This is a genomic window from Bradyrhizobium sp. 613_E4_N2_2 (assembly GCF_052075995.1).
Lineage (GTDB): Bacteria > Pseudomonadota > Alphaproteobacteria > Rhizobiales > Xanthobacteraceae > Bradyrhizobium > Bradyrhizobium barranii.
In genome coordinates, this window is record NZ_CP197234.1 from 8,941,168 (window position 1) to 8,954,086 (window position 12,919).

The following is a 12,919-nucleotide window of genomic DNA, read 5'->3' on the forward strand; positions in this document are numbered from 1 at the left end:
GGAAGACGCAATAATCAAAAGGCAGCCGCCATCAAGATGCAGGCTGCACGGGAGGAGCCATGCCACCTCAATACACCGAATCCGGACTCGTAGGACCGTTCGACGGGCTCGACGTACCCTGGCTGCTGAAGATGCGCGCCGCGGTGCGCCGCGATCATGCATTCCTGATCTGGGCGCCGTTCGATGCGCCGGCGCGGCGCTGGAGCTACGGCGAGTTTCACGAGCGCGTCGGCGCGCTCGCGGCGGGGCTGGCCAAGCGCGGCGTCAAGCCGGGCGAATATGTGCTCATTCATCTCGACAATTGCATCGAGGCGCTGCTGGCCTGGTTCGCCTGCGTCGAACTCGGCGCCATCGCGGTGACCACCAACACCCGCTCGGCGCCGGCGGAGATGGAATATTTCGCCGATCATTGCGGCGCGGTCGCCGCGATCACGCAGCCGGCCTATGCCGAGCTCGTCGCGCAAAGCTGCCGCAACATCCGCTGGCTGGCGGTGACCTCGCACGATGCAGGCGCGGCGCCCGCGCAAGCGGTCTCGCGCGGCGACAGTTTTGAATCGCTATTCGCCGACAGCGCCGACCGTCCCAGGCGCGCGACCGACCCGTTCGCGCCGTGCAGCGTGCAGTACACGTCAGGCACGACCTCGCGCCCGAAGGCGGTGCTGTGGACCCACGCCAACGCGCTGTGGGGCGCCAAGATCAACGCCGCGCATGAGGACCTTCATGCGAACGACGTGCACCAGACCTATCTGCCGCTGTTCCACACCAATGCGCTGGCCTATTCGATGCTGGCAACGCTGTGGGTCGGCGCCACCTGCGTGATCCAGCCGCGGTTCTCCGCGAGCCGGTTCTGGGGCGTCGCGCGCGAGCATGGCTCGACCTGGACCTCGACGATTCCGTTCTGCATGAAGGCGCTGCTCGAGCAGGAGATCCCGAAAGACCACAAATTTCGCCTGTGGGGCACCGCCATCAACGAGCCGCCGGCGTTTGCTGCGTTCGGCGTCAAGATGATCGGCTGGTGGGGCATGACCGAGACCATCACCCACGGCATCATCGGCGAGGTCGACCAGCCCAACATCCCGATGTCGATCGGGCGCGCGGCTCCCGAATATCAGATCCGCATCACCGACGATGACGGACGGCCGACTGAAGTCGGCGACACCGGCAATCTCGCGATCAAGGGCATCGCCGGGCTGTCGCTGTTCGCCGAATATCTGCACAATGAAAAGGCGACGCGCGAAAGCTTCGACGAGCACGGCTTCTTTCTCACCGGCGACCGCGTCGAGCGGCTGGAGAACGGCTTCATCAGGTTCGGCGACCGCGCCAAGGACATGCTGAAGGTCGGCGGCGAGAACGTCGCGGCCTCCGAGATCGAGCAGGTGATCGCGGTGGTAGCAGGCGTGCGCGAGGCCGCGGTGGTGGCGAAGAAGCACCCGATGCTGGACGAGGTGCCTGTTGTCTTCATCATCCCGCACGGCGGCGTCGCGGGCGCGGCGCCCGATCTGCATGATCGCGTGATGGCGGCCTGCGGCGCGGGACTCGCGGATTTCAAGGTGCCGCGCGAGATCAGGCTTGTCGACGATATGCCGCGCTCGACGCTGGAGAAGGTGGCGAAGGCGGAGCTAAGGAAGATGGTGGGGTGAGCGTCGCCACGCGGCACGCTGCCGTAGGGTGGGCAAAGCGAAGCGTGCCCACCATTTGGGTCGCAATTGAGGAAGCATGGTGGGCACAGCGCTTTGCGCCTTTGCCCACCCTACGGCATCTTGCTCAAAACGATCCCAGCGCCACCGGCCGGAACGCCTGCAGCAGTTGCTGATCCAGCTTGCCGCCCATGCCTTCCATCATCGTGAAGGCGCGCGAGTGGGTGAAGGGCATGCGGTAGGCGCGCTTCTCCACCAGTGCCGCGTAGATGTCGACGATCGTCGTGACCCGCACGATGTCGCTGATCTGGTTCGACGACAGGCCGTTCGGATAGCCAGAGCCGTCGAGGAATTCGTGGTGATGCAGCACGACGTCGAGCATCTCCGGCGGGAAGCCGCCCTGCTCCGCGAGCGCGTCATAGCCGCGACGCGGATGCTGGCGCACCTCGGCCATCTCCTCGTCGGTGAGCTTGCCGGGCTTGTCGAGCAGCACGGAGGGAACGAAGGCCTTGCCGACGTCGTGCAACAGCGCGGCGCGGGTCAGGCGACGCTGGTCGTCCTCGCGCATGCCGAGATGCTGCGCGAAGGCGACGGCGAAGCCGGTGACGAACAGGCAGTGGCGGTAGCTGCCGACATGATGGCAGCCGACGGTGGTGAGCCATTCGCGCAGCGATGAATGCTTGATCGCCTTCAGGATCTTGCTCTCGGCGGCGATGACGTCGTCGAAGGTCAGGGGCACGCCGAGCGGCAGCTTCTCGAACATCTTCGCCAGCACCGCATGCGCCGCCTCGACGCCACGGTTGAGCGTCTTGCCGCGATCGGTTGCGTCATAGGTGGCGGTGTCGGGGAACGCGGCGCGGATGCGCTGAAGAATCGCATCGGGCTGCAGCGGCCGCGAGATCGTGTCGGTGGCGCCCAGCGCCCAGGCCTGCATGGTGCCGTGATGCAGGGCATCGGCGAGCACGAACAGGCGCGGCATCGTGCGATAGGCATCGCCGCGCAGCTTGTTGCGCACCCGCTGCACGCTCTCGGGCGAGCGCAGATTGATGTCGACCACGAGACCGGACAGATCGCGCGACGGCTGCTCGGGAATGTCCTGCGTCGTCACCGTCGAAACGTCGCCCACGGCCTTCAGGATGCTGGCAAGCTCGGTGCTCTCGTCGCTCCGGTCGGAAGCGAGCAAGAGCCGGCGTTTGGCGGCGGATTTGGCTGGCGCGTTCATGGCTTCCCCAGAGCACGGGAGTGTATTTGGCGTCAGCCTAAGCCGGATCAGGTTCTCCGGCCCTTAAGAGGCGTGCTCAATGGAACCCTGCGGAATTGCGCGCAATTTTAGGGAATTGGGGTCGCGGCGCGGTTCTAGTCGAAAACGGTGAAAACAACCCCATGCACAGTAGAACGGGCCTTGATGGAAAGGGAAATTTGGGGCGCTCTCGCCCACTCTCCGCTGTCGTCGCCCGGCTTGACCGGGCGACCCAGTACGCCGAGGCGGCGCGGCCGGAGCTGAGAGGCCGCGGCGTACTGGATGCCCCGCTTTCGCGGGGCATGACAGCGAGATTGTGGAGACGCCTACCAAAACAAATCCGCCGGAAGTTGCCCTGCGGCGGATCAGCTTACTTGGCAATTACGCCTCGCCTTACGCCTTCATCGCCCCCTTCACAGCTTCGGCCGTGATCGGCAGGGCTCGGATGCGGGCGCCTGAGGCGTTGAAGATGGCGTTGCCGATTGCCGGGGCGATGACCGTCACCGCGGGCTCGCCGACGCCGGTGGCTTTTTCGCCGTTGGCGATCACGGCGACGGCGACCTCGGGCATCTGGCTCATGCGCAAGGGCGTGTAGCTGTCGAAGTTTGTCTGCTCGATGCCACCGTCCTTGAGCGTCGCCTTCTCGTACATCGCCAGCGACAGGCCCCACAGCGCCGCACCCTCGACCTGGGCACGGATGTTGTCGGGATGCACCTGCGTGCCGACGTCGGTTGCGACCGTGAGCTTCTTCACGGTCACCTCGCCCGACGGCGCCACCGCGACATGGGCGACGCACGCCGTCCAGCTCGCGGTCGCGCGTTCCTGCGAGGAGACGCAGGCCACGCCCATGCCCTCGCCTTTCGGCAATTGCTTGGTGCCGTAGCCGGACAGCCCCATCGCGGCGAGCAACGTGTTGCGCAGCCGCTGCGCGCCGCCGTCGTTCTTGCCCTTGCCGTCGAGCAGCGCGATGCGGAACTGCGCCGGGTCCTTGCCGGTCGCAGCCGCGATCTCGTCGATCATGCTTTCGACCGCCCAGAACGTCCAGCCGGGCGCCACCGAGCGAAGCTGCCCGGACGGCGTCGCATTGTGCGCGAGCTCGTTCTTGATCGCGCGCACATAATGGTTGGGCACGGTGTAGAAGAAGTCGGCCCCGTTCACCGTGAAGGAATCGAGCGGGCCCTTCTTGTCGACCGAGGGCGTCAGGAAGTCGGGGATGCCCCAGCGCGCGGTCGGCCAGGCCGAGACGACGTCGTGGCTGAGCGCGACGAGCTTGCCGTCGCCGTCCACGCCGGCCTTGACCTTCTGGTAGGTGAGCGGACGCGAGAAATCCATCGTCATGTCGTTCTCGCGCGTGTAGATCACCTTCACCGGCTTGCCGATGGCCTTCGCCGCCTGCACCGCCGGCACCATCATGTCGGCATCGAGCCTGCGGCCAAAACCGCCGCCGAGCCACATCTGGTGCATCACCACGAACTTCGGATCGATCCCGGCGGCACCTGCCGCAATCGCGCCGGAGCGCGTCGCGAACTGGTTGCCGGAATAGATGTGCAGGATGTCGCCCTTGAACTCCGCCGTGGCGTTCATCGGCTCCATCGGCGCGTGGATGTTGATGCTGGTGGTGTACTCCGCCTCCAGCACTTTTGCGGCCGAGCCGAACGCCGCGTTGGGATCGCCATCCTTGACGAAGAACTGGCCGGAATCGTCAAGCTTCTGAAGCCGCTTGGCTTCGTCGAGCAGCGACTCGCTCGAGACCTTCGCGTTCGGACCGCCGTCATAGGCGATCTTCAGCGCCTGCGCCGCCTTCTTGGCATTGGCGTAGGTGCTGGCGACCGCGACGACCCAGCCCGATGTCGTGCCGGTCTTGTCGTCGAGGGTGATGGCCTTGATGAAGCCCGGCACCTTCTTCGCAGCCGAGTCGTCGACCGACTTCACCGTGGCGCCGAAGCGCACCGGCGGCGTCACCACCGCGCCATAGGCCATGCCCGGCAGCATCACGTCGATGCCGTACTTGGCCGTGCCGTTGGTCTTGGAGGGGATGTCGAGCTGCGGCACCGACACGCCGATCATGGTGTACTGGTCCGGCGTCTTCAGCTTGATCGCCTTCAGCTCGTCCGGCGTGAAGGTCTTGGTCGCCTTGCCGCTCTTCACGACGTCGGCGAACGACATCTGCTTCTTCGACTTCGGATGCGAGATCACGGAATCGCGCACCACGAGCTCTGACGCCGGCACGCCCATCGCGGCGGCCGCGCCTTCCGTCAATGCCGTCCGTCCGGCTGCGCCGGCCCGGCTCATCGCGTCGAAGTTCATCATGGTCGACCAGCTGCCGCCGGTGATCTGCGCACCCAGCACGGGGTCGTTGAACTTCGGATCGTTGGAGGCGAGCGCGACGCGCATGTCGCTCCACTTCGCGCCGAGCTCCTCGCAGACGATCTGCGCCATGGTGGAGGCGATGTGCTGGCCCATGTCGGCCTTGCCGCAGGTCACGGTGACCAGGCCATCGGGCGCGATCGCATACCAGACGCTCGGCTCGAAGTTTGAAGGCGCAGCGAGCGCCTCACCGATGCCGGGCACGCCGGCATAGCCGAGCACGAGGCCGGTCGCTGCCGTGCCGACCAGGAAGGAGCGGCGGCTGAGATCTGATGTCTCGGGTGTGATGGTTGTCACGTGCTTATTCATGTGGGCCTCCGTTCGTTGCCGGAGACGGATGCGGTGCGCATCTCGGTGGCGGCGCGCATGATCGCCTTCTGGATCCGCGAATAGGTCATGCAACGGCAGAGATTGCCGTCCATATGCGCCACGACCTCCTCCTTGGTCGGATTGGCATTCTTGGCCAGCAGCGAGGCCGCCTGCATGATCTGACCCGACTGGCAGTAGCCGCATTGCGGCACCTGCTCGGCGATCCACGCCTTCTGCAGCGGATGATCGCCCTTGGCGGAGAGGCCTTCGATGGTGGTGATCTTCTTGCCGGCGACATCGCCGACCATGGTCTGGCACGAGCGCACGGCTTCGCCGTTGACGTGCACGGTGCAGGCACCGCACAGCCCGGCACCGCAGCCGAACTTGGTGCCGGTCATCTGCAATTGCTCGCGAATCGCCCAGAGGAGCGGCGTGTCGTTCGCCGCATCCACGGACAGACTCCGCCCGTTGATGGTGAGAGTTGGCATAGGCGTCTTCCCCTGCCGGTGCATGAAGCCGCTTACGGCGGCAACTTGAACAGTGGACGCCCACCGGGCTGGCGCCCACCTTGATCGCAAGAATGATCGGGTTCGCAGCCAGAGGCAAATGCAATTTGGAATCGATCGAAACTATCGCGGCAGCTCAGTGTTGTGCGTTGCGACAACGGCACCCGATGCAGCGACTGGACGCAACAGAGAATGCATCAGGCATGCGTGCCATCGCGTTCAGGCAGTTTCTTCCAGGTAACCCGTCGGGCTAGGATCGACGCGAAAACAACAACCAGCATAAAGAGGCGGGAGACATGCCAAAGGTCGATCGGGACGGTGTCGGGATCTACTACGAAGTTCACGGCGAGGGTCCGCCGCTGCTGCTCACCCACGGCTATTCCTCGACCTCGGCGATGTGGCATGGCCAGGTCGACGCGCTCGCGAAGGACCACAAGCTCGTCCTGTGGGACATGCGCGGCCACGGCCAGTCCGACTATCCCGACGATCCCCATGCCTATAGCGAAGCGCTCACCATCGGCGACATGGCCGCGATCCTCGATGCGGTCGGCGCCGAGCACGCCATCATCGGCGGGCTCTCGCTCGGCGGCTACATGTCGCTCGCGTTCTATCGCGCTTATCCGCAACGCGCCCTTGCCCTGCTGATCATCGACACCGGCCCCGGCTTCAAGAAGGACGACGCGCGCGAGGCCTGGAATGCGCGGGCGCTTGCGACCGCCGACAAGCTCGACCATGAAGGTCTCGACATGCTGAAGTCGGCGACACGCGAGCGCGCCACCGCGAGCCATCGCAACGCCAGGGGATTGGCGCTCGCCGCACGCGGCATGCTGACCCAGCGCGACGCCCGCGTGATCGAGCTGCTCCCCGACATCAAGGTGCCCTGCCTGATCGTGGTCGGCGCCGACGACGCGCCGTTCCTCGCCGCGTCCGACTACATGGCCGCAAAGATCCCCGGCGCACAAAAGGTCGTGATCCCCGCCGCCGGTCACGCCGTCAACATCGATCAGCCCAAGGCTTTTATTGACGCGGTGACGCCTTTCCTAAAGAACTTGCCGGGATAGGACGGTCGGACAGGGACACTGGCAATGAAGCAAGCGATACTGGCTGCGAGCGCGGTGCTGCTGTCGATGTCTGCGCAGGCCGAACCGTTCGGCGGCACGCAGCCGCGCCGGCCCTTCGTTGCGACCTTGTCGAACAACACGCCGCTCGCCTTCGGCATGGATGCCGAGCAGACCGCGCGGGCACTGGGTCAGCCTCTGCAATATGTGCGCGGGCGGCCCGGCAACGAGATCTATCTCGCGCTTCGCAACCTCGGCGGCAGCGGACTGATCCCCTACCGTCACCGCCTGTTCCTGCAGTTCCGTCACGGACGGCTGGCGGGATGGAAGGAAGACTACGGCGAGAACTGGATGTGGGAGTGAGTGCGACGCGCAGCCGCCTCCCCTCATCCTGAGGAGCTTGCGGAGCAAGCGTCTCGAAGGATGAAGGCCACGCTGATGCGTCCCGGGCCTCTATCCTTCGAGACGCGCTCCGTCGGAGCGCTCCTCAGGATGAGGGCAGAGAGCTGAAATTTCGGATCGACAACCAAGAAGGACAACCCGCGTGGGACAAGACATCAAGCTGACGGCTTCCGACAATTTCCAGCTCGGCGCCTATCGCGCTGATCCCTCAGGCGCCCCGAAGGGCGCGGTGGTGGTGATCCAGGAGATCTTTGGGGTCAATCACCACATCCGCTCGGTCTGCGACCGCATCGCCAGGGAAGGCTATGTCGCGATCGCACCATCGATCTTCGACCGGACCTCGCCGAACTTCCAGTCGGGCTACACGCCCGACGAGATCGCCGAGGCGCGCAAGTTCGTCGCCAGTCCCGACTGGGACGCGATGCTGCGCGACACCCAGGCCGCGATCGACGCGGTGAAGAGCGTCGGGCCGGTCGGCATCATCGGCTTTTGCCTGGGCGGCAGCGTCGCCTTTGTCGCGGCGACGCGGCTGTCGGGCCTGAAGGCCGCGATCGGCTATTACGGCGGCGCCGTGGTGCGCTTCGCCGACGAGAAACCGAAGGTGCCGACGCAACTGCATTTCGGCGAGAAGGATGCCGGCATTCCCCTGACCGACGTCGAGACCGTCAAGGCGAAGCGGCCGGATGTGGAGGTCTTCATCTATCCCGGCGCCCAGCACGGCTTCCACTGCGACGAGCGGCCGAGCTACGACAAGGCGAGCTCGGATGTCGCCTGGCCGCGCTCGATGGAATTTTTCGCGAAGCATCTGACGAAGTAGCGCGCGCCACTCAAAGCAGGAATCGGGTGGCTGCATCACGGCACCCGGCGATAGAGCTGGCCGATCAAGCCAACTCGCGCCGGGAGATCGCCATGCAGCAAGCCATCACGCACCTCGTCATCCGCAATCCGTTCGGAACCATGGACGTCCCGGGCCCGGACGATTCTGAAGTCATGGACTACGCGGCGACCGCCACGCTGGCCGGCGATGCGGCCGACATCAACGCGGTACATTGGGCGGCCATCGCAGCGCCCTCGGACCCGCTCGAAGGCATCTGGGCGAGCCGCTGGAACGGTGGCGCCGATCCGACCATCGCGGGCGATACGCCAGACAGATGGAAAGAGGGGCGCGCGGAAATCCGCATCGCGGGGAGCCGGATCTATCTGCGTTTCGACTGGGACCATGGCCGCCGGCACGGCCTGATCGATGCTGCGCGCGAGGGCGCGCGCCTGGTCGGAAAGTACATCAACCTGACCACGCCTGCGATCACGCGGCCATGGATCGGGCTCGTGGTCGATGGCACGCGCATCGACGGATGCTTTCCGAACGGACGGCTGGATTTCAGGCGGTGAGCTAGAACCAGCGCTCGCCGACGAACACGGTGTCGCCGGGGCTCAAGGGAGTGCCGAGCGGGACGATGGCGCGCATCGCGCCGCCGGCTTCGGTGTGCGTGACGGTGACCACGTCGCGCTTGGCGCGGGGCGAGAAGCCGCCGGCGATCGCGACCGCGCTTTCGACCGTCATGTTCGGGACATAAGGATATTGGCCGGGTGCGGTGACTTCGCCGAGGATGAAGAACGGGCGGTAGGCTTCGATCTCGACCGCGACCGAGGGCTCGCGGATGTAACCGTTGCGCAGGCGTGCGGCGATTTCACCGGCGAGACCCGCCGGGGTGCGGCCGCGGGCCGGCACTCCACCGATCAGCGGCATGGTGATCGAACCGCCGGCATCGATGGCGTAGCTGTTGGTGAGGCCTTCCTGGCCGTAGACCACGACGCGCAGCCTGTCGCCGGCGTCGAGATGATAGGAGGAGTCGTAGCGCACCGGCGCCGCCATCGGCGCGGCGTAGCCGACCGGCATGGGTGCAGGCGACGAGGCAAAGGAATTGCGCAACGCGCCGATGGCGCCGCCACCGTCGGCGACGACGACCGGCTGTGGTGCGCCATAGGGCTGACCATAGGCCATGGAGTCGAGATCGGCACGGGGCTGCATGACCGCGACGGGACCGGCGGTCTGCATGCAGCCGCCGAGGGCAAGCGCGGCGGACGCTGCCAAGGAGGCTGTCAAGATCGACCATCGAAACGCGCGTGCAACCGGCACCGGACCTAATCCCTCGAAACGAGACGGCCCCAGTCTTGCACTGGTTATGGTTAACAAAGCGTTGAGGGGGGCAGCGCGGCAATGCGGATGCGATGACACCGCACACTCCGTCATGCCCGGGCTTGTCCCGGGCATCCACGTTCTTGGTGCCGCACGAAGATCGTGGATGGCCGGGACAAGCCCGGCCATGACGAGTTGTTCGTGGCGAGCTTACGCGCTCACACCCACGCCGATCGGGCAGGACACGCCGGTGCCACCGAGGCCGCAATAGCCGGCGGGGTTCTTCGCCAGATATTGCTGATGGTAGTCCTCGGCGAAATAGAACGCGCCGGCGGGCGCGATCTCGGTCGTGATGGCGCCGAGACCTTTTGCAGCAAGCGCCTTCTGATAGAGCGCCTTCGATTCATCGGCCGCTTTCTTCTGCGCATCAGAGTAAGTGTAGATCGCGCTTCGGTACTGCGTGCCGACGTCGTTGCCCTGACGCATGCCCTGCGTCGGGTTGTGGCTCTCCCAGAACGTCTTCAGGAGTTTCTCGTAAGAGATCTTCTTCGGATCGAACACGACCAGCACCACTTCGGTGTGGCCGGTGCGTCCCGAACAGGTCTCCTCATAGGTCGGGTTCGGCGTGTGGCCGCCTGCATAGCCGACAGCGGTCGCGTAGACACCGTCGCCGAGCTGCCAGAATTTGCGCTCGGCGCCCCAGAAGCAGCCGAGCCCAAACACGGCCTGCTCGAGGCCCGCGGGATAAGGCGGCTGCAACTTCGCGCCGTTGACGAAATGGGTGGTCGCGGTGGGAATGGCTTGCGCACGGCCCGGCAGCGCTTCCGTGGCGCTCGGCAATGCGGTGGTCTTGCGCATGAACAGCATGATTGGCTCTCCGAGACGAGCTGTCCGTCGCTTGAGCCAATGCAACAAGCCAAGGGCTCAGGCGGCGCGCTCGCGATCAAGGTGGGAATATAGGTATCTACGCAGGAGGGGGCAGCCCTGTTACGGCTGCCGTCAACGCGAGGTTCAGTCTCGGCGGGAATTGAAAGATCAATCCCGGGAATATCCGATCAAGGGTTTCCGCGGGCGGAACAGGATCATCAGCAGGATGCCCAAAATGCCGAGCACGGCGAAAACCGGCTGATCCAGCACGAGGCGGATCACCGAGGTCCAGAGCCAGGGCGCCTTGGCCTCGACCCAGGTGCGGAACGCCGTCTGGCTGGCCTGGTTGATGTCGTTCCAGAACTGGCCGAACCGGGTGAACCGCAGGGTCTGGTCGGCCACCCAGCGGGCGCCGTCATAGACCATGAAGATGAACCCGCCGGCCAGCAGCAACAGCCCAATCAGTCGGAAAAAGCCGCGGATCATGCCTCACCTATATGGTCGTCCGATCGGACGACCTCTGCAATGCCGCCAGCCAATAGCCGGGCGACGGCAGAAATTCAACCTCTTCAGGGCGTTACGGCGCGCGCTGGAGCTCTCAGGGCCTGTTTTCCAGCCCCGGAAAGCGTTGACGGTGCCGCAGACCCCCTCTATAAGGGCGCCAACTGGCGGTGGGCGCAATCCTGCCGCCGCTGTTCTTTGAGCAGTTGCAGGCTCCATGAGCTTTAAAGGCTTGGAGCCTCAGAGACGACCGCAAGGCCGTCGCTCATGTTCCGGGAACAGCCCAGCAACCGAACACCCTAAATCCGAGCGTCGATTAAGCGGTCAAGCAGCCGGCGCTACCCGACCAAGACGCGACCGGTACCGCAAAGGATATTGAGACCATGGCCAATACCACTTCCGCCAAGAAAGCGACGCGCAAGATCGCCCGCCGCACCGCCGTCAACAAGTCGCGCCGCACCCAGATGCGTGGTGCCGTGCGTACCGTCGAAGAAGCCATCGCGACTGGCGACCGCGCCGCCGCGCTGAAGGCGATGGCGAGCGCCGAGCCCGCGCTGATGCAGGCCGCGCAGCGCAACATCGTTCACAAGAACAACGCGAGCCGCAAAGTCTCCCGGCTCACCGCGCAGATCGCCAAGCTCGCGAAGTAAGCTCGTCGAGTCATCCGATCGACTGATCGGATCGACATCGCGCTCGTCAATCAGCCCGGCTCGCGCCGGGCTTTTTGTTGCCTGTCACAATTCACGCTTGCGGTCGTTGGGCGACCACGCTTCCGTTGGAAGACTCGTGTCGTCTTCGCTGCGCTGCGCCCGTAATTTCACTGGCGGATGTTTTTGCAACAGTGGAAACTCTCACTGCGCTGCGAAAAACCCCTGCGGGGCGGGCTTAAGTTGAATCCGCGCGCGCGAGAGTTCTGCACACCGTAGTTTTCCCGGAACCGGTTCGCGATGGAGTTACCCTGCGAAACGAGACTCAAAAAGCGGTGTCTCAATAATCACTTATCGACATAGCGTCGACAAGCATTTGGAAAAATTGCCCGCAAGGCGTGCGCGTGACGCTTTTGTAAAAAATTTTTGGCGGTGGCGGAGATTTGTCACATGACGCGCGGCGCCTTCGAATCTGTGCACGGATTCAAACTCTTGCTCGCAAGCCTGTGCACAACTCCCGCGCGCCGTTAACGCTGGTCAAGTTTTTAGTCGCCTCAAGTGTGAATCAATTCCGTTGCGAGTCTTTCCGCATAGTGTATTCCTTAAGTCGTCCGCAGCGCCCACGATCTCAAGACCAGCGCGGTTTTAGAAACGGGGCGAGCGTGCAAATCGGCGGCGGTGTGCACGTAGGCGACGCTTCAACAAGCGATTGTCGGTTCAAAACCCATAGCAATATGGGAACGGTAGCTCTTTGTCTGAATGTCTCCATGTGGGATCTTCGATCCCGCTCGCGCCAGACGCAAACGAGAGATGTCATGAAACTACCGCGACACACGTGATGGCGTAGCCGAGCGGACGAACAGTGCAGACGGGCGGGACATCGGCGACTTCAGTCGCAGTTGTCTTCAGGACACGCAGGACCTTGCCGTGAGCAATCACGGCAGGACGGGGAGGGTATCATGTCTTACGGACTCAACGCGGTATTGAAACAAGCCACCTACTCCAACGATGCCGGTTTAGATCAGCCCAACCTCCAGCCTCCCGCGTGTGACGGAGCGCCGAGTACGCGCTGACCTCGCGACCCCTCCATCTCTGACATCGCTAGTCCGACCCGCGGCGTTCGCGCCGAACGGCGGAGCTGTGTCCGACGATGGAATCGCTCGAGGTCGTGCCCTTTGAAGGATCCTGGCGGGACCCCTTCATGGCACTCACAACGCAACTTTATCTCTCAATAGAAGTTTTTTGACG

12 protein-coding genes are annotated in these 12,919 nt (G+C 64.5%); 6 read left to right on the top strand and 6 right to left on the bottom strand.

Annotation, left to right across the window (positions count from 1 at the left end):
- The first annotated feature begins 59 nt into the window (after window positions 1–59).
- A complete protein-coding gene (locus AB7290_RS42465) occupies window positions 60–1,640 on the top strand; it encodes an AMP-binding protein (RefSeq protein ID WP_085405082.1) in 1,581 nt (526 codons plus the stop codon).
- Window positions 1,641–1,764: 124 nt separating this feature from the next.
- Here the strand turns inward: AB7290_RS42465 and AB7290_RS42470 are convergent, their stop codons facing one another.
- From AB7290_RS42470 to AB7290_RS42480, 3 genes are all read right to left on the bottom strand, one after another.
- The gene (locus tag AB7290_RS42470; RefSeq protein ID WP_063980092.1) at window positions 1,765–2,859 is read right to left on the bottom strand and encodes an HD-GYP domain-containing protein; all 1,095 of its coding nucleotides are present in this window, start codon (window positions 2,857–2,859) and stop codon (window positions 1,765–1,767) included.
- 411 nt (window positions 2,860–3,270) lie between these two features.
- Window positions 3,271–5,553, bottom strand: coding sequence for a xanthine dehydrogenase family protein molybdopterin-binding subunit (locus AB7290_RS42475; protein ID WP_085405080.1), 2,283 nt, complete (start codon window positions 5,551–5,553; stop codon window positions 3,271–3,273).
- Window positions 5,550–6,041, bottom strand: coding sequence for a (2Fe-2S)-binding protein (locus tag AB7290_RS42480; protein WP_014491023.1), 492 nt, complete (start codon window positions 6,039–6,041; stop codon window positions 5,550–5,552). The genes AB7290_RS42475 and AB7290_RS42480 overlap by 4 nt, the downstream gene beginning before the upstream one ends.
- Window positions 6,042–6,355: 314 nt before the next feature.
- On the opposite strand from AB7290_RS42480, the gene AB7290_RS42485 reads away from it, so the two are divergent.
- The 4 genes from AB7290_RS42485 (at window position 6,356) to AB7290_RS42500 (ending at window position 8,908) form a co-directional block, all read left to right on the top strand.
- The gene (locus AB7290_RS42485; protein ID WP_085405079.1) at window positions 6,356–7,120 is read left to right on the top strand and encodes an alpha/beta fold hydrolase; all 765 of its coding nucleotides are present in this window, start codon (window positions 6,356–6,358) and stop codon (window positions 7,118–7,120) included.
- A 24-nt stretch (window positions 7,121–7,144) separates the two neighbouring features.
- A complete protein-coding gene (locus tag AB7290_RS42490; protein ID WP_085405078.1) occupies window positions 7,145–7,480 on the top strand; it encodes a hypothetical protein in 336 nt (111 codons plus the stop codon).
- A 181-nt stretch (window positions 7,481–7,661) separates the two neighbouring features.
- A complete protein-coding gene (locus AB7290_RS42495; protein WP_135214084.1) occupies window positions 7,662–8,336 on the top strand; it encodes a dienelactone hydrolase family protein in 675 nt (224 codons plus the stop codon).
- Window positions 8,337–8,428: 92 nt separating this feature from the next.
- Complete coding sequence (locus AB7290_RS42500; protein ID WP_085405076.1) at window positions 8,429–8,908, top strand: hypothetical protein; 480 nt, start codon at window positions 8,429–8,431, stop codon at window positions 8,906–8,908.
- A 1-nt stretch (window position 8,909) separates the two neighbouring features.
- Here AB7290_RS42500 and AB7290_RS42505 read toward each other — a convergent pair whose 3' ends face one another.
- From AB7290_RS42505 to AB7290_RS42515, 3 genes are all read right to left on the bottom strand, one after another.
- On the bottom strand, window positions 8,910–9,656 hold the full coding sequence (locus AB7290_RS42505) for a polysaccharide biosynthesis/export family protein (RefSeq protein WP_028151117.1): 747 nt from the start codon (window positions 9,654–9,656) through the stop codon (window positions 8,910–8,912).
- Between the two features lie 210 nt (window positions 9,657–9,866).
- Window positions 9,867–10,523 carry a peptide-methionine (S)-S-oxide reductase MsrA gene (gene msrA, locus AB7290_RS42510; protein ID WP_063980097.1) on the bottom strand — a complete coding sequence of 219 codons (657 nt, stop codon included), beginning with the start codon at window positions 10,521–10,523 and terminating at the stop codon, window positions 9,867–9,869.
- A gap of 168 nt (window positions 10,524–10,691) precedes the next feature.
- Window positions 10,692–11,009, bottom strand: coding sequence for a hypothetical protein (locus AB7290_RS42515; RefSeq protein ID WP_007616084.1), 318 nt, complete (start codon window positions 11,007–11,009; stop codon window positions 10,692–10,694).
- 398 nt (window positions 11,010–11,407) lie between these two features.
- Between AB7290_RS42515 and rpsT the strand changes: the two genes are divergently transcribed.
- A complete protein-coding gene (gene rpsT / locus AB7290_RS42520) occupies window positions 11,408–11,674 on the top strand; it encodes a 30S ribosomal protein S20 (protein ID WP_028151115.1) in 267 nt (88 codons plus the stop codon).
- Window positions 11,675–12,919 lie beyond the last annotated feature (1,245 nt).